Below are 16,320 nucleotides of genomic sequence, written 5' to 3'. Positions count from 1 at the left end.
CGGGGTTTCACGCCGTGGCGGACTTCCGCTGCGAGCGGGCCAAAAAGTCGCGGTAGTACTCGGCGAAGTCGGGCCGGGTGCCGTCGGTGTCGGTGAAGCCGTACTCCTTGGCCAGTTCACCCGTGCTGTACGAGCCGCCGGTCTTGGACATGACGTCCGGGTCGGCGGCCAGTGCGACGACGGCGCGTCCGATGTAGGCGGGGGTCTCGGAGGCGCCGAAGTGCGGGTCCCGAGCGATGGCGTCCCGCCAGGTGTCCTCGGTGACGCCGAAATGGTCGAGCATCGCCTCAGAGCGCAGGAAGCCGGGGGTGAGCGCCAGCGCGGCGATGCCGTGCTCGCGCAGCTCGGCGGCCTGGTTCCTGGCCAGCCGGATCACGGTCTGCTTGGCCAGGTCGTAGAAGAACGAGCCCCGGTAGCCGTTGAGCAGCTCGTCCACCATCCGTTCGGTGCCGTCGGTGATCTCGATGACCAGCCCGCTGCGCCGCGCCACCATCAGCGGCAGTGCGTGATGGCTGGTGATGATGTGGGTGTCGACGGCGCGGTGCAGGAGCGTCAGGCCGGCCGACAGGTCCTGCTCCCACAGCGGACGATCCCACGCGGTGAGGTGGTCGCCGCCCCACACGTCGTTGACCAGCAGGTCGAGCCGTCCCTGCTCGGATTCGATGCGGGCGACGAGGGCGCGCACCTGGGCGGGGTCGCTGTGGTCGCATCGGACGGCGATGCCTGTGCCGCCGCGTGCGGTGACCAGTTCGGCGGTCTCCTCGATGCTCTCGGGCCGGTCGAGGTCGGAACGGGACGTCCGGGTGGTGCGTCCGGTGACGTACACGGTCGCTCCGGCGGCGCCGAGTTCGACGGCGATGCCCCGTCCGGCTCCCCGCGTGCCCCCGGCCACCAGGGCGACTGTGCCGCTGAGCCGCATGTCTGCCTCCATTAGTAAATATATGTTCGTTTACTATAGGGGCTTGAGGAGGCCGCGACCTGCCATCCGCAGTTGCTCGACGCGTCAAGGTGGACGGCTCCTCGCACATGAGGGGCCTGCACCCCTCGCGCGCCGCGCCCAATGGATGCGGCAGTACGGCGGCAATCGGGGCGCACCGCCCTCGCACTCCGCCCATAGGACGACCAGCACGTTCTTCCGCCTGCCGGGACCGCCGCCCCGTTCCGTTCGCTGGACAGCCGCACCTGGCTGATCGGCGACGGCGTCAGGCGGGGGAGAGGCGCCAGAGGGAAGTGGTCTCGGCGGCGCGGGCGGCGTGCAGCGGGTCGTCGGAGGCGGTGGCGCGCGGGTGGGTCGGCTTGGTGTCCAGCCGGTCCACGACCGTCAGACCGGCCTCGGCGAAGGCGTCGAGCAGCTCCGTGCGCGTTCGCAGTTCGAGATGCTCGGCGAGGTCGGAAAGGATCAGCCAGCCCTCGCCGTCCGGGGTGAGGTGCGCGGGCAGCCCGGCGAGGAAGCCGCGCAGCATGGCGCTGCCGGGGTCGTAGACGGCGTGCTCCAATGGCGATGTGGGACGGGCAGGGAGCCAGGGCGGATTGCACACCACCAGCGGGGCTCGTCCGGGGGGAAACAGGTCGGCCTGGACGACCTCGATGCGATCCGACAGGTTCAGGCGGTCGACGTTCTCCCGGGCGCAGGCAAGCGCGCGCGGGTCGGCGTCAGTGGCGACCACCCGTGCCACGCCCCGGCGTGCCAGAACCGCGGCGAGCACGCCCGTGCCGGTGCCGATGTCGTAGGCGAGTTCGGCGGACGGGAGCGGGGCCCGCGCCACAAGGTCGATGTACTCCCCGCGTACTGGCGAAAACACTCCGTAGTGGGGGTGGATCCGCTCGCCCCCCAATGCGGGGATGGGCACGCCCTTCGTCCGCCATTCGTGCGCGCCGATCAGACCCTGCAGTTCCCGCAGGGACACCACGTACGGTTCCTCCGCCGGGCCGTAGACCTCCTGACACGCGTCCCGTACGTCGGGTGCGCGCCGCAGGGGGATGACATGGCCCGCGTCCACGGGAATCAGGAGCATGCCGAGTACGCGGGCGCGCTGCCCCTGTGCCTGCCTGTGCAGATGGAAACGCTGCGCAGGGGGCGGATCGCCGGCCTTGCCGCGGGCGCGGCGTTTGCGGCGCGGCGTGCGGTCGGCGCGCCGCGCCATCGCCGAGAGCAGTTGCCGGGCGTTCTGGAAGTCGCCGCGCCACAGCAGCGCGGTGCCCTCGCACGCCAGCCGGTACGCATCGTCGGCCCGCATCCGGTCGTCGGCGACGACGACGCGGCGGGGCGGCGGCGTGCGGTTCTCCGAACGCCAGCGCGCCGACCGCTCCGCGCCGTCCTCACTCCACTCGATGATCAATATGCCCGCCTGCTCGTCCGCGCCGTACCCGCCGCCGCGCCTTGCCGTCTCACTCATCGTTCCTGGTCGGGCGTCGATCCGGTCGGCGCGGCGATGGGGTGTCCGCGGTGGTCCGTGCTGTGCTCTGCCGTCCCGCCCGTCGCTCGCCGTCCCGCCCATTGTCCCCGGCTGGACGCTGATCCGGTCGGCATGGCGGCGGGGTGCCCGCGTCCGTGGTGGTCTGCGCCGTGCATCGCCGCCGCGCTCGTCGTCTCCGGTCGGGCTGGTTCGTGTGGCGGTGGGGTGTCTGTGTCGGCGGTGGTGCGCACATGTCGCGGTGGCCCGCGCTGCGGTGGGCGCGCGGGCCATCCTTGATCACTGCAGGGCTGCGGGGCCCGGCTGTGTGCGGTTCAGGCGGGAACCTTGTCGAGGAACCCGTGGACCTTGGCGAGCCGTCCGTCCTCGGAGAACTCCGCCACGTCGAAGCCGACCGCCACGGCCTCACCGTCCTTGGGACCCAGCTCCCAGGTGAACCGCGCCAGGTGGTGGTGGGCGTCCACCTCGCCCGCCAGGCGGAACACCAGGCCGGGGAACTGCGCCTGGACGGCCGCGATGGCGGCGTCGATGGCGTCGCGCCCCTCGGCGACCACCAGCGGATCGACGTAGGCGGCGTCCTCGGTCCACAGTTCGTCGACGGCGGCGCGGCGGGCGGCGGAATTCCTCTCGTTCCAAGCGGCCAGGTAGCGTTCGATCAGTGCACGGGCATCGCTCATGGGTCTCTCCCTCGGTGCAGGCGGCGGGGCGTTCCCGCCGGTCACCACACTGGCCGCACGGCCGGGACCTGATCGATTACCTGACATGTCATGAGCCAGGATGATGTCGGATTTTTGCTAGTGGACGCCGGTGACCATCGGTGAAGCTGGACGCATGCACGAAGACGTGGAGCGGTTCACACGGGCGGTCCAGGCCAAGGACGCCCGGTTCGACGGCTGGTTCTTCGTCGCAGTGGTGACCACCGGCATCTACTGCCGCCCGAGCTGCCCCGTCGTGGCGCCCAAACCGCAGAACATGCGCTTTTTCCCCAGCGCCGCCGCCGCACAGCAGGCGGGTTTCCGTGCCTGCAAGCGGTGCCGTCCGGACGCCAGCCCCGGTTCCCCCGAGTGGAACCACCGTGCGGACGTGGTGGCCCGCGCGATGCGCCTCATCGCCGACGGCGTGGTCGACCGTGAAGGAGTGCCCGGCCTGGCCGCCCGCCTCGGCTACAGCACCCGCCAGATCGAACGGCAACTGAACGCCGAGCTCGGCGCGGGACCGCTCGCCCTGGCCAGGGCCCAGCGCGCGCAGACGGCGCGGCTGCTCATCGAGACCACGGCCCTGCCCATGGGGGACGTGGCGTTCGCCGCGGGGTTCGCCAGCATCCGGGCGTTCAACGACACCGTGCGGGAAGTCTTCGCGCTCACCCCCACCGAGCTGCGCGAACGGGCGATGCGGGGGCAGACGGGCGTCGCGTCCGGGGCGCTGTCGCTGCGGCTGCCGTTCCGGGCCCCGCTGTGCCCCGACAACCTGTTCGGGCACCTGGCGGCCACCGCCGTCCCGGGCGTCGAAGAGTGGCGGGACGGCGCGTACCGGCGGACGCTGCGGCTGCCGAACGGGCACGGCGTCGTCGCGCTGCGCCCCTTTCCCGACCACGTGGCCTGCACGCTCACCCTCACCGACCTGCGCGACCTGACCATCGCGATCAGCCGGTGCCGCCGCCTGCTGGACCTGGACGCCGATCCGGTCGCCGTCGACGACCTGCTGCGCGCCGATGACGTGCTGGCCCCGCTGGTGGACAAGGCCCCGGGGCGGCGCGTCCCGCACACCGTCGACCCTGCGGAGTTCGCCATCCGCGCGGTGATCGGCCAGCAGGTGTCCACCGCGGCGGCCCGCACCCACGCCGCCCGCCTGGTCACCGCGCACGGCGAGCCGATCATCGATCCGGGCGGCGGCCTGACGCACCTGTTCCCGGCGCCCGAGGCGCTGGCCGAGCCGGACCCGTCCGCCCTGGCCTTCCCGCGTGCCCGCCGCACCACCCTCACCGCGCTGATCACGGGCCTGGCCGGCGGCGATATCGACCTGGACGCCGGCGCCGACTGGGATGAGGCCCGCGCCCGACTGGCCGCCGTGCCCGGCATCGGTCCCTGGACCGTCGAGACGATCGCCATGCGCGCCCTCGGCGACCCGGACGCGTTCGTCCCGACCGACCTCGGTGTCCGCGGCGCCGCCGCCGACCTGGGCCTGCCCGCCACCCCGGCGGCCCTCATCCGCCGCGCGGCGCGGTGGCGGCCGTGGCGCGCCTACGCCGTCCAGTACCTGTGGGCGACCGGCGACCACGCCATCAACCGCATCCCCGCCTGAGCATCTTCCGAAAGGATCTGTGACTCCATGACCTCCACATCCGTCGCGGCGGCCGCGTCGGCACCGACGGTCCCGGCCGGGCACCGCACGCACGCCGTGCTGGACAGCCCCGTCGGGCCGCTCACGCTCGTCGCCCACGACGGCGTCCTGTGCGGCCTTTATGTGGACGCGCAACGCCACCGTCCGCCGCAGGAGCGGTTCGGCCTGCGGGCGGCGATCGCCGACGAGCCGTTCGCAGCCGCAGCCGAGCAGCTCAAGGCGTACTTCGCCGGCGAGCTGACCACGTTCGACCTGCCGCTGGCCCTGCACGGCACGCCGTTCCAGCTGCGCGTCTGGGAGGCCCTGCGGGAGATCCCCTACGGCGAGACGGTCTCGTACGGGGAACTCGCCCGGGAGATCGGCAGGCCGACGGCGGCCCGCGCGGTCGGCCTGGCCAACGGCCGCAACCCGATCAGCATCATCGTCCCGTGCCATCGCGTCATCGGCTCGACGGGCGGCCTCACCGGATACGGCGGCGGCCTGGAACGCAAGCGCTTCCTCCTCGACTTCGAGCGCCGCACCGCCATGGGAGCCGCCCTTTTGTGACCGGCGCGCCGGCCCTGCGGCTTCGGCTCCTCCAGACGGGGAACGCGGTTTTGTCAGGGCCGGCGGTTAACGTGCGCCGTGACGACCGAGGGGGGCTGGGCCATGGTGGAGTTCCGTGTCGAGCGGCAGACGCTCGCCGAGGCCGTGGCGTGGGCGGCGCGCACGCTGCCGTCGCGGCCCGCGCTTCCGGTGCTGGCGGGGATGCTCGTCGAGGCGTCCGCCGACGGTGCGCTCACCCTCTCCGGGTTCGACTACGAGGTGTCGGCGAAGGCCGCCGTCGCGACGGACGTGACCGAGCCGGGCCGCGTTCTTGTTCCGGGACGGCTGCTGGCCGACATCGTGCGCAACCTCCCGCCCTACCCGGTCGAGGTGGTGACCAAGGGCACCGAGGTCGTGGTGCGCTGCGGCAGCGCCGAGTTCGGCCTGCAGACGATGCCGGTGGAGGACTATCCGACCCTGCCGGAGCCGCCGCAGCCGTCCGGGACGGTGCCGGGCGAGGTGTTCGCCGCCGCCGTCGCCCAGGTGACGCCCGCCGCGGGACGCGACGAGACGCTGCCGATGCTCACCGGCGTCCGTATCGACTTCGACGGCGACACGATGTGGCTGGCCTGCACCGACCGCTACCGGATCGCCGCACGCGAGCTGACCTGGTCGCCGTCGGACCCGGGCTTCACCGCGGGCATCGTCGTGCCCGCCCGCACCCTCGCCGACACGGCCCGCGCGATCCGTCCCGGCTCGCAGGTCGCCATCGGCCTGGGCGGCACGGGCGACACGCTGCTCGGCATCTCCAGCGGCGACCGCAGCACGACCACGCGGCTGCTGGACGACCAGTTCATCAACTACCGATCGCGGCTCTCCGACGCGTGGTCGACCACCGCGAAGGTCCGCACCGCCCCGTTCATCGAAGCGATCAAACGGGTGGCGCTGGTCACCGAACGCAACACCCCCCTGCGCCTGGACTTCACCGGCGACCAGGTGCTGATCCGGGCCGCCTCCGGCGACGCCGCCCGCGCCAACGAGACCATTCCCGCCCTGCTCACGGGCGAGGGGATCGACATCGCCTTCAGCCCCCAGTACCTGCTGGACGGCCTGGCCGGCATCGACACCGAGTACACCCGCCTGGAGTGCACCGGCCCCACCCGTCCCGCGCTGCTGACGGCCATCCCCGACCGCCGCGACGACGACGCCGACTCCGACACACCGCCCGACGACACGGGCGACACCGGCTTTCGCTACCTCCTCATGCCGATCCGCCTGACCGCCTGACCGGCCGCCGCCCCGGGGGCCGGGCCGAGCAGTCGGCCGTCACCCGTGCAGGTCGTCGCCGTCTGTATAGGTGCGACATAGGTACGACCGCGCACCGGCGAGTACACCGTTGATGAATTGGGGGGTTGTCCCCCTGTCCGGCGGCACCGACGGACCGCTGATAGGACCCCGCCCTTTGTGTGCGGGCGGCACGGAAGGGGGTCACGGGTCCATGACGGCCAGGACGAAACGCACATCCTCGTCGGTTTCGTTGCCGTAGGAGTGCGGGCGGTCGCCGACGAAGACGGCCGCCGTGCCCGCCTGGACGGTGTCGCGGTGACCCGCCACGCCGAGCGTCAGCACGCCGTCCTCCACGTAGATGATCTCTTTGGTGCCGGAGACATGCGCGTCGCTCCGCCGGACCTCGCCGGGCCGCAGCACCCAGCGCCACAGCTCCAGGGACGGCCGCGGGTCGCTGCCGCCCAGCAGCGTGCCGGTGCCGCCGGACGGGCCGCGCCACAGCACCACGTGCCGGTCCGGTGGGAAGAGCCGTGTCACGGGCTCCTCCTCGACCTGCACCAGCCGCGTCAGCGGCACCCCGAGGGCCTCGGAGATGCGGATCAGCGTGCCCAGGCTGGGGTTGCCGCGCCCCTGTTCCAGACCGACCAGCACGCCCTTGCTCACCCCGGCGCGGCCGGCCAGCTCGTCCAGGCTCCAGCCGTGCCCGGCGCGCAGAGACCGCACGGTCCTGGCGACGGCCTCGCCGATCGCTTCCTGGTCGCTCACAGGTTCCTCCCGCCGCCGCGCCCGGCCCCCCGCACGGCCGGTCGTTATACTGACTTTCGATTTCATTTTAGTGACCGAGATGAGGGAACCCCGAATGCTGGACCGGATCGTCGTCGACGACGCAGTGCGAGCCCTGCGCCCCGACTTCGCGGTGCTCGCGATGACCGCGGAGGGCCTGCTCAACGGCCCCGGCGACGACACCTCGGCGGCATGGCTGACCGCCGCCGCCGAGCACGCCGCGCCCGACGACCCGCACGTCACCGCCTGGCGCGAGGCCTACCGGGCGTTCGGCGCCAAGCCGCAGCGCACCCGGCCGTCGGTGGACGCGCTGCTGCGCCGCGCCGACGCCCTCCCCTCGATCAACAAGGTCGTCGACGCCTACAACGCGGTCAGCGTGCGGTACGTGCTGCCGATCGGCGGCGAGGACCTCGACGCCTACCGCGGACCGGCGCGCCTGGTCCGCGCCGCCGGCGACGAGCCGTTCGACACCGTCGCGGGCGGCGAGCCGGCCGTCGAGCACCCGGCCGAGGGCGAGGTGGTGTGGCGCGACGACGCCGGGGTGACCTGCCGCCGCTGGAACTGGCGGCAGTGCGTCCGCACCCGCATCACCGAGTCCACCAAGAACGCCCTCTTCCTGCTCGAACGCCTCGAACCGTACCCGCTGGACCGGCTGCGCGAGACGGGCGACGAACTGGCCGCCCGGCTGCGCGAGATCTCGCCCGACGTCCGGATCGCCACCCGCCTGATCGCCGGAGAGTGACGGCGCCGAGCCCTTGAACACGGCTCATGTCAGCCGCGGATCTCGTCCAGGTGCGGGTCGGCGGCCGACACCCGGTCATCAGCGGCGCCGGGGGCGGCGTATCGGTCCGTCTCCCACGGTCGTAGCCTCCCCGAAAGAGCAGCGAAACAGTCAGTCCACGCCAGAACGCGCGAAGATGCCCAACGCTCGCATGACCGGCGCGCCCCCGGCCGCCGCACGGCCTGGGCCCAACCCACGGCGGCGTGGTCATCCCGGCGAAGTGGCCATGGCCTCGGCTTCGTCCAGGTAGTCCGCGGCGGTACTGCGATCACCAGCACGGGGACGGCGCCGCCGGCTCCCTCGGCGACACCGCCGCAGGTCAATCGGCCGGATGCCGGCAGCCTGCATGATGCCGCCCGCGCGCCCCAAGTCGGGGATCTCGGGTGCGGGTCGGACGGCAGCCCGCGGCGTCCGCCGCCTGCTGCGGGGCCGTGACGTCGCCGCCGTCGGCGAATCTGCCGATCAGCCGCCCGGGCGGGCCGCCGTATCCGATGCGACCGCAGCGCCGCCGACGTTGCGATGTGGGTGAACGCCACGTCAACCGGCCCGACTGATGGCGCAGTACCCCCGCTGTGCCACGCTCGTCCGTCATGGCCTGGGCGCGGGGGCCGTCGGTCGACGACCGGGCAAGGGACTGTCCGGAAAACCGGGGGCGGTCGCCGCCGTGCTCGGTCGGCCGACCGGCGCGGGCGACGAACCTCAACGCGTACGGCGCGTGCCGACCGGACCATGTGGCGGCCGGGTGCCGGGTGTCGCCGTGGTTGCCACCGGTTGACAGGCCGGATCTCGCATCGGCTGCCGTCCGCTCGTCGCTGTGTCAAACGCTGCTCTTCCGGTCGCGTCCGGAAAGCGGGGTTTGTGACCGGGATTTTGCCCTAGACGGCTATTGTTGTGATTTGTCTATGGTGCCGGTTATTGGCCTCGACAATCGTCGCGGGGCTCGTGGGCGGTGCCCTAGGTGGGACGGCGTCCAGGCCGCTTGTGCACGGCGGAGGAGGTGGGCGCGCCGCTGCCCTCCTGGTGGGCGGCATCTCTCAAATGTCCGTCAAAGAAACTTCAAAAACCGTTAAAGTCAAGGAACAGGGCATACGGCGCAGTCCGCTCTAGCGCTTGTGAGCTTATCGTTTACTGGCGGAATCATCATGGTCTGATGCGGTATCACCAGATTCCATGACGGTGCCGTCTGCGAAAGGGCAGGGGTGCAGGGGCACCCCGGAGCGGGGGCGGCCAAGGGAGGAGGGCCTGGGTGGGCGTGAGCGAAGGGCTTGCGGAAGGCCCGCAGGGGCGGCCGCACCGGGTGCGGCGCGAGCGGCTGCGGCTGCTCGCGGCCGTCGACCCCGGTGACGGCGGCACCGATGTCCTGCGGTCCGCGCTCGCTCACGCCATGGCCGAGTTCGACGGGCTGGGCGGCATGGCGCACCTGGCGACCGGGGGCGTCGCCGGGGAGCTGGACCTGGTGGTCAGCAGCGGCCTGCCCGCGTCGGTCATGCGCGCCTGGCAGATCATTCCGAAGGGCGACCCGGCCGCACCCGCCGAGGCCTGGCGCACCGGGCGGCCGGTGTGGCGGGCCGCCATCGAGCCGCCCGCCGCATGGGCGGAGGAGTCGCTGCGGCCAAGGCCGCCCCGTCTGCCCCTGGCCGCCGGCATGCTCTGCGTGCCGCTGCCCGGCCCGGCCGGTCCGCTGGGCGCCCTGTCCGTGCTCGTGCCGTCGGACGTCGAGCCCGCCCGCGACCAGCAGCAGTTCCTGCAGGACGTGGCGCGCAGTGCCGCCGAGGTGCTGTTGCGCGCGGCCTCCGACGCCACGACCGCCGCGCACCCCGCCGACGCAGAGCACGTCGGCGAGGCCGAGCCGCAGCCCGAGGGCACCACCGGGATGTGGGAGCTCGACATCGTCACCGGCCGCGTGGTCTACAGCGATTCGCTGAGCGACCTGGTCGCCGGCATCGGCTTCGACGGCCCCAGGGAGCGGTTCGAGAGCTGGCGGGACGTCATCCACCCCGACGACCTGCCGAACGTCGGGAAGGACTTGGAGCGGTCCATGCGGTCGGACCGCGCCTACGAGACCGAGTTCCGGGTGCGGCGCGCCAACGGCTCCTTCGGCTGGCTGCGGATCCGGGCCAGGATCACCGTGGACGAATCCAGCGGGGTGATCCGGCTGGTCGGCACCTTCTGGGACACCACGTGGGACACCGACGAGGACCACGCCGCCCTGGACTCGGTGGCGCGCGTCCTGTCGGCGGTCCGCGCCGCCAGCGCCCGCGCCGCGCTCATCGACCGGCTCACCCGCGCCCTCACCGAGGCCGTCACCCCGCAGAACGTCGTGGACGCCGTCGCCGAGAACGTCCTGCCCGCCTTCAACGCCAGCGGCCTGCTCATCTGCGAGGTGCAGGGCGGCGTCATGCGGGTCACCGGCGCCGCCGGGTACAGCCAGGACTTCATCGACCGGCTGTCGGGCTCGCCGTTCCCGTGGGACTCGCCGTTCGGGCAGGCGCTGCGCACCCGCGCCCCGATGTTCTTCGCCTCCGCCAAGGAGGTCCTCGCCCGCTTCCCGCATGTGGCCGAGTACCCGTTCGCCGAGGACAAGGACGCGCGGGCGTTCCTGCCGCTGATCGCGTCGGGGCGCGTCATCGGCGTGGGTGTGCTGGGCTTCGCCGGCCCCTGCCACCTGAGCAGGGAGGAACGCACCCTGCTCACCGCGCTGAGCGGCCTGATCGCCCAGGCGCTGGACCGGGCGCGGCTGTACGACGACGCCGCCACCCGCGCCCGCGAGCTCCAGCGCGACCTGCTGCCGCGCGAGCTGCCCGAGCTGCCGTGCCTGTCGGCCGCGGCGCACTACCGGCCCGCCGGGTACGGCGCCGAGATCGGGGGCGACTGGTACGACGTCATCCCGCTGTCGTCCGAGCGGGTCGCCCTGGTGATCGGCGACGTCATGGGGCACGGCATCTCCGAGGCCGCCACCATGGGACGGCTGCGCACCGCCGTGCGCACCCTGTCCGACCTGGACCTGCCGCCCGACGAGATCCTGGACCGGCTGAACGCGATCGTCGGGGACCTCGGCGAGGACTACTTCGCCACCTGCCTCTACGGCGTCTACGACCCCGTCACCGGCGTCCTGTCGTTCGCCAGCGCGGGCCATCCGCCGCCGGTGCTCGTCCGCCGCGACGGCACCGCCGCCTTCCTGACGGCGGTCGGCAACCCGCCGCTGGGCGCCGCCGCCCCGCCGTTCGACACCATGACCGCGCGTCTGCGCGACGGCGACCTGCTCGTCCTCTACACCGACGGCCTGGTGGAGGCGATCGACCGCGACATCGAGTCCGGCATGGCGCGCCTCGCCGACACCCTCACCGGCGCGCTGCGGGCCGAGCCGGACATGCCGCTGCGGACGGTCCGCGACAACGTCACCCGCGCCCTGCTGCCCGCCCACGAGCCGATCGCCGACGACGCCGCCCTGCTCGTCCTGCGCACGCACCGGATCGCCCCCGAGAACGTCGTGTCGTGGACCTTCGCCGACGACCCGAGGGCCGCTGGGCTGGCCCGCGAGCACGTGCGCGGGCAACTCGCCGCCTGGGGGCTGGACGACACGCTCCTGATGACCACCGAGCTGCTGGTCAGCGAGCTGGTCGGCAATGTCATCCGGCACGCCAAGGGCCCGATCGGACTGCGCATGATCCGCAGTTGGACGCTGACCTGCGAGGTGTCCGACAGCAGCCTCACCACCCCGCTGATCCGCCGCAGCAAGCTCACCGATGAGGGCGGCCGCGGCCTGCAGCTCGTCGCCGCCCTGTCCCACCGCTGGGGCACCCGCTACAACTCCGGCGGCAAGACCATCTGGGTCGAGCAGCGCATCCCCCAGCCGGGCTCCCCCCGCGCCGCCGACCGCCCCGTCGAGCACCAGCGGGTCTGACGCCCGCCACCCAAGGACCATCGCACCCGTGAAAAGCAGCGGAGCCGCGGTCCGCGGGCGGCGGACGCACGGCTCCCTGTGCGACGCGGTGGTGGTGGGATTCGAACCCACGGAAGGTTGCCCTTCACACGCTTTCGAGGCGTGCGCCCTCGTCCACTAGGCGACACCACCGCGGGGAAGCCTACCCGACTCTGCGGTGCGCGAAGAACTCGATTAGCAGTTCGCCGCATTCGTCGGCCAGGATCTCGGCGACGACCTCGGGCCGGTGGTTGAGGCGGCGGTCGCGGACGACGTCCCACAGGGAGCCCACCGCGCCCCCCTTGAGATCGACGGCGCCGTAGACGATCCGGTCGAGGCGGGCCTGGACGGCGGCCCCCGCGCACATCGTGCACGGCTCCAGCGTCACCACGAGGGTGCAGCCGGTCAGCCGCCACGTGCCCAGCGCCGACGCGGCGGCGCGCATGGCCACGATCTCGGCGTGCCCGGTGGGGTCGGCGGTCCGCTCGCGGTCGTTGCGGCCGGTGCCGATCACCGTGCCGGACGGGCCGAGCACGACCGCGCCGACCGGCACGTCCCCGCAGTCGCCCGCGCGGCGCGCCTCGGCCAGGGCCAGGCGCATCGCGGCCTCGTACGCGGCGATGTGGTCAGTCACGGAGCCGGTCGAACTCCTCACCGAACCCGGCCAGCTCGGCGATCGCCGCCAGCGCGTCACCGGGCAGCGACCGCTCGCCCAGCTCGACGAGGTGCGCGGCGTCCACGCCGAGGTCGTCCAGCAGGCCGGACTCGCCCGCGGCGTCGCCCTCGGGCACCTCCCCGACCAGCTCCCGCAGCAGCGCCCCGAGCCCGTCGCCGTGCGCGGCGGACACGAACGCGCGCGGGTCGCCCTCGCCGTCCACGCGGACGACGGCGAACCACTCGTCGTCCTCCTCGACCAGCAGCAGGACGGGATCGCCGTAGGACTCGACGGCGGCCTCGCGCATCAGATCGGCGAGGTCGTCGACGTCCTCGGCCTCGGAGAGCATGGCCTCGGTCCCCACCCAGCCCTGCGGGGTCTGCGCGAAGACGGCGGCGAAACAGGACACTCAGATATTGTGACGCACAATGTTGCGCCGGTCACATGCCCGGACGGCGCCCGAAGGCCGCGGCGGGCCGCGGGGTCAGTTGATCGTGTCCAGGGCCCGTTCGAAGGCGGCCGCGAACCCGAGCCGGGTGGCGATGCTGAGCAGCATCTCGTCCGGATAGAGCTCCAGGTCGCCGGAGATCGCGCCGAGCTCCATCTCGTCCAGGCCCAGATCGGCGAAGATCGACATGTCCCCGACCGGGAGGACCTGGTCCAGCTCCTCGTCCTCGGGGATGGGGATGTCCAGGTACTCCAGCACCTGCCCGGCCAGCGGCCAGTCGACCGAGGCGGTGACGTCCGACAGGAACACCATGACCTCGTCGCCGAGCAGCCGGATCGCCACGAAGAAGTCGTCGCCCACCGAGACCAGGCCGATGGTGCCGCCGATGCTCGGCTGCTGCCGCAGGGCGTGGATCAGCCCCTCCAGGTCCTCGGTCAGCGCGACGGGGAGGACCCCGGCCTCCCAACTGTCGTCCTCCCGGTACACCACGACGGCGAAGTCCGTCGCGTCCACATCCGTCATTTCCACCCCACCGGCGCCGTTCCTGCGAACGCATGGTCCCAGATGCGGCGGCTGCTCGCGTGCACCACCGCCAAACTGGGCGCCGCTGCGGCCCTGATCCGGCCCGCGACAGCCTTCCGTCGAGTCTGCAGGAGGATGTACGCAGACCGCCGCCGGGGTCGGCCGTTCGGGGGGCACGGCGCTTGTGTGCAGGCCCGCTGCCGTCGGCTTCGCATGCCGGGTGCGGCCAGTTCGGCGCGTTCGCGCGGGCCCGCCTCGTCCCAGGAGTCGAAGATCGAGCCCATCCCTGCTCTGGTTCTCCCGCCTGCCCTGACGGCCCGCCCCGTCCGGCACGGCGGTCCCGTGCGCGCGACATCTCGGCCCGCTTCACCGGCATCGCCCTGCTGTTCGCCCTCGCCGCCGGCGGCACGCGCAGGGAGCCGGTGACGCAGTAGGCCTCCAGGGTCTCCCTGGTGTGACTCGTCCCCGAGGCCATCGACGCCTCCCGCGCCGAGCGGTTCGCAGACAAGGGCGATGGCGCCGTTAATTAGCCGGGGCCGGTGACGCAGCCGGCCGATGATCGCGCATGTGGCCGCGGTGACGGGCGTTCAGATGTGGTGTTTATCACGCGACTTGTGGGGCTGGTCCTCGTTGACGACGGTGACCCCCGCGATGGACAGCCTGGCCTTGCTCAACGTCAGCCAGGGCGCCGGACCGCGCAGCCTCGCTGTCTCCGAGGACCGGGCGGGGCGGCCGGCGCGGTGCTTGACGGGGCGCGAGCGCCGGGCGAGGGCGATCGGTTCACCCGGCGCTCTGGTAGTGGCGGGACGACGCGTGCACGGCAGGGCGGTGCTTCGTCGACCGATTGGGCGGGCGTGAATGCAGGTCGGTTTCAGTGGAGACGGAAGGTGCGGCGCCGCAAAGCCGCATGGATGCGGGCCCGGCGGGAGCGGTGCGGGGTCACGCGGCGGCGCAGTTCTCGGGCTTCGGCGAGTTCACGCAGGAAGATCGCGCGGCGGCGGAGGCGTTCGCGCACCTGCTCGGGAGTGATGTCGCGGTCGGAGGCGGGGTCGGCCGAGGCGTCGTCGCCGTTCCCGGCGCCCCGGAGGTCCCCGTCGTCGTCTGGGGTTTCGGCTTGCCCGTTCCTCATGGCCTGGGTGTCCTCGGTGGTCTCGGCGTCCCCCACGGCTTCAACGTCCCACGCGCCCTGCGCGATCCCTACGTCCGGGCGGGGCGGGGCCGCATCGGTCCCGGCAGGCCCTCCGGACCGGGCCTCGCCGTCGTGAGAGGAATGCGTCGGCGCCTGAGGGTGTTCGGCCCGGGCCTCACCGGGCGGGTCATGGACGGATTCACGTGCCGGGGCCGCGTCCCCCGGCCGCTGGCTGCGATCGCGGCTCATAGCCTCATCCTGCCCAGGTCACCGGGCTCGTATCCGCTCACAACGGATGTGCGAGGAATCGCCTGGTGTGGACTACGGTGTGCCCATGCAGACCCTCGTCGTGGATCATCCGCTCGTCGCGCACAAGCTCACCACGCTCCGGGACGAGCGAACCGACTCTCCCACGTTCCGCCGCCTGGCCGACGAACTGGTCACCCTGCTGGCCTACGAGGCCACCCGGGACGTGCGCGTCGCCGAGGTCACGGTGCAGACCCCGCTGGCGGATGCGACGGGGGTGCGGCTGGCCAGCCCCAAGCCGCTCGTCGTGCCCATCCTGCGGGCCGGGCTGGGGATGCTGGACGGCATGGCCCGGCTGCTGCCGATCGCCGAAGTCGGGTTCATCGGGATGATCCGGGACGAGGGGACGCTGCAGGCCCAGACGTACGCCACGCGCCTGCCCGACGACCTGTCCGGCCGCCAGTGCTACGTGCTCGACCCCATGCTCGCCACGGGCGGCACCCTCGCCGCGGCCATCCGGCTCCTGCTCGACCGCGGGGCGACCGACGTCACCGCCCTGTGCCTGCTGGCCGCCCCCGAGGGCCTGAAGTACCTGGAGACGGTGTTCGAGGGCACCAACACGCCCATTCGGGTGGTGACCGCCGCCGTCGACTCCCACCTCAACGAGCAGGGCTTCATCGTCCCCGGCCTGGGCGACGCAGGGGACCGCCTCTACGGCGTCGTCTGACAACCGGCCGCCTTGACCTACCGCGCCGACCGCGCGTCCACGCGATCACGCGGCATGGGCCGGGGGTGAGCCGGGGCCACCAGGCAGCAGGCATGTCCCGACATGGCATGCCCCATCAAGCAGCACCAGGTCTCGCCAGCACGCGCACGGGCGATAAACGTAGGCCGGAACGCCGAACGGCGTGCCCCTGTCGCGGTGCGTTCGCCCTAGGGTGTGTTCGGTGGATCATGATGGGCACGCAGCAGTGCGGTGACCGGGGCGATCCCGACCACAGTTGCTCCGTCGGCAGGGCGGCCGCCGCACCGGTCCGCTCGCACATGACGGCGGCGAAGCCGCAGACTCGCAAGCACGCAGCGGACGACCCGGCCTCCACCCGCTCTCAAGAGCCGGGTGCCAAGATCCACCGGACATGGCCTAGGCCGTGTTTAGAAAGTGGTCTTGGTGAGGGCGCGGAGCCAGATGTCGATCACGGCGATGTGGATGGTGGCTTCGTAGCGGACGGCGAGCTTGTCGTAGCGGGTGGCGACCGCGCGGTGTTGTT

14 protein-coding genes and 1 tRNA gene are annotated in these 16,320 nt (G+C 72.6%); 6 read left to right on the top strand and 9 right to left on the bottom strand.

Annotation, left to right across the window (positions count from 1 at the left end; genetic code table 11):
- Positions 1 to 7: 7 nt before the first annotated feature.
- The 3 genes from QSK22_RS24875 to QSK22_RS24865 form a co-directional block, all read right to left on the bottom strand.
- Positions 8 to 919 carry an SDR family oxidoreductase gene (locus QSK22_RS24875; RefSeq protein ID WP_285496783.1) on the bottom strand — a complete coding sequence of 304 codons (912 nt, stop codon included), beginning with the start codon at positions 917 to 919 and terminating at the stop codon, positions 8 to 10.
- A gap of 283 nt (positions 920 to 1,202) precedes the next feature.
- On the bottom strand, positions 1,203 to 2,396 hold the full coding sequence (locus tag QSK22_RS24870; protein WP_285496782.1) for a methyltransferase: 1,194 nt from the start codon (positions 2,394 to 2,396) through the stop codon (positions 1,203 to 1,205).
- A 332-nt stretch (positions 2,397 to 2,728) separates the two neighbouring features.
- Positions 2,729 to 3,091, bottom strand: a complete 363-nt coding sequence (locus QSK22_RS24865) for a nuclear transport factor 2 family protein (protein ID WP_285496781.1) — start codon at positions 3,089 to 3,091, stop codon at positions 2,729 to 2,731.
- A gap of 154 nt (positions 3,092 to 3,245) precedes the next feature.
- Here QSK22_RS24865 and QSK22_RS24860 point away from each other — a divergent pair, with 154 nt between their 5' ends.
- The 3 genes from QSK22_RS24860 (at position 3,246) to dnaN (ending at position 6,566) form a co-directional block, all read left to right on the top strand.
- On the top strand, positions 3,246 to 4,715 hold the full coding sequence (locus QSK22_RS24860) for an AlkA N-terminal domain-containing protein (RefSeq protein WP_285496780.1): 1,470 nt from the start codon (positions 3,246 to 3,248) through the stop codon (positions 4,713 to 4,715).
- 27 nt (positions 4,716 to 4,742) lie between these two features.
- On the top strand, positions 4,743 to 5,300 hold the full coding sequence (locus QSK22_RS24855) for a methylated-DNA--[protein]-cysteine S-methyltransferase (protein ID WP_285496779.1): 558 nt from the start codon (positions 4,743 to 4,745) through the stop codon (positions 5,298 to 5,300).
- 105 nt (positions 5,301 to 5,405) lie between these two features.
- On the top strand, positions 5,406 to 6,566 hold the full coding sequence (gene dnaN / locus QSK22_RS24850; protein ID WP_502872361.1) for a DNA polymerase III subunit beta: 1,161 nt from the start codon (positions 5,406 to 5,408) through the stop codon (positions 6,564 to 6,566).
- Between the two features lie 201 nt (positions 6,567 to 6,767).
- On the opposite strand, the gene QSK22_RS24845 is transcribed toward dnaN, so the two are convergent.
- Positions 6,768 to 7,331, bottom strand: a complete 564-nt coding sequence (locus QSK22_RS24845) for a helix-turn-helix domain-containing protein (RefSeq protein WP_285496777.1) — start codon at positions 7,329 to 7,331, stop codon at positions 6,768 to 6,770.
- A 79-nt stretch (positions 7,332 to 7,410) separates the two neighbouring features.
- Here QSK22_RS24845 and QSK22_RS24840 point away from each other — a divergent pair, with 79 nt between their 5' ends.
- Positions 7,411 to 8,091 carry a B3/B4 domain-containing protein gene (locus QSK22_RS24840; protein ID WP_285496776.1) on the top strand — a complete coding sequence of 227 codons (681 nt, stop codon included), beginning with the start codon at positions 7,411 to 7,413 and terminating at the stop codon, positions 8,089 to 8,091.
- Positions 8,092 to 9,382: 1,291 nt separating this feature from the next.
- Positions 9,383 to 12,034, top strand: coding sequence for a SpoIIE family protein phosphatase (locus QSK22_RS24835; RefSeq protein ID WP_285496775.1), 2,652 nt, complete (start codon positions 9,383 to 9,385; stop codon positions 12,032 to 12,034).
- An 86-nt stretch (positions 12,035 to 12,120) separates the two neighbouring features.
- Here QSK22_RS24835 and QSK22_RS24830 read toward each other — a convergent pair.
- From QSK22_RS24830 to QSK22_RS24810, 5 genes are all read right to left on the bottom strand, one after another.
- Positions 12,121 to 12,205: transfer RNA gene (locus QSK22_RS24830), tRNA-Ser, on the bottom strand.
- Positions 12,206 to 12,215: 10 nt separating this feature from the next.
- A complete protein-coding gene (gene tadA / locus QSK22_RS24825; protein ID WP_285496774.1) occupies positions 12,216 to 12,686 on the bottom strand; it encodes a tRNA adenosine(34) deaminase TadA in 471 nt (156 codons plus the stop codon).
- Positions 12,679 to 13,116, bottom strand: a complete 438-nt coding sequence (locus tag QSK22_RS24820; protein WP_285496773.1) for a tRNA adenosine deaminase-associated protein — start codon at positions 13,114 to 13,116, stop codon at positions 12,679 to 12,681. The genes tadA and QSK22_RS24820 overlap by 8 nt, the downstream gene beginning before the upstream one ends.
- 75 nt (positions 13,117 to 13,191) lie before the next feature.
- Positions 13,192 to 13,677: a tRNA adenosine deaminase-associated protein gene (locus tag QSK22_RS24815; protein WP_285496772.1), complete on the bottom strand. Its 486-nt coding sequence runs from the start codon at positions 13,675 to 13,677 to the stop codon at positions 13,192 to 13,194.
- Between the two features lie 871 nt (positions 13,678 to 14,548).
- Positions 14,549 to 14,842, bottom strand: coding sequence for a hypothetical protein (locus QSK22_RS24810; protein WP_285496771.1), 294 nt, complete (start codon positions 14,840 to 14,842; stop codon positions 14,549 to 14,551).
- A gap of 298 nt (positions 14,843 to 15,140) precedes the next feature.
- Here QSK22_RS24810 and upp point away from each other — a divergent pair, with 298 nt between their 5' ends.
- The gene (gene upp, locus QSK22_RS24805) at positions 15,141 to 15,779 is read left to right on the top strand and encodes a uracil phosphoribosyltransferase (protein WP_285496770.1); all 639 of its coding nucleotides are present in this window, start codon (positions 15,141 to 15,143) and stop codon (positions 15,777 to 15,779) included.
- Positions 15,780 to 16,320: the final 541 nt, after the last annotated feature.

This window comes from Actinomadura sp. NBRC 104425, from assembly GCF_030269545.1.
GTDB lineage: Bacteria > Actinomycetota > Actinomycetes > Streptosporangiales > Streptosporangiaceae > Spirillospora > Spirillospora keratinilytica.
The sequence above is the reverse complement of the archived record's forward strand: the minus strand, read 5'-3'. Positions and strand labels throughout refer to the sequence as shown.